Here is a 248-nt window from a genome sequence, read left to right as displayed (position 1 = left end):
AGAAAAATGAGCCTTCGACCCGGCTGCGGCTCATTTTTCTGAGGGTACGATCATAACACGATTCTTTCACGCTGAAGCAGGTCCGACTGGAAGTCGGAGGGTTTGCTCCAGGGCGTGGATACTAAAGCATTCCGCCTTTAACCTGAGACATATCCAGCAGCCTTGAAGTATTTCCAGCATTCTTGTGGCGAGTAGAGATCGCAGACCTCTGCTATGGCCTCGAACATGTCCGTGAACGTCCTCGCGCC

1 pseudogene is annotated in these 248 nt (G+C 52.4%); it reads right to left on the bottom strand.

Going from position 1 to position 248, the window contains the following annotated elements:
• Window positions 1-137: 137 nt before the first annotated feature.
• A pseudogene (locus C6W92_RS18105) lies at window positions 138-248 on the bottom strand (IS630 family transposase); the annotation flags it as partial.

Origin of the sequence: Roseovarius sp. A46, from assembly GCF_004126395.1 — a bacterium.
Classification (GTDB): domain Bacteria; phylum Pseudomonadota; class Alphaproteobacteria; order Rhodobacterales; family Rhodobacteraceae; genus Roseovarius; species Roseovarius nitratireducens.
The sequence above is the reverse complement of the archived record's forward strand: the minus strand, read 5'-3'. Positions and strand labels throughout refer to the sequence as shown.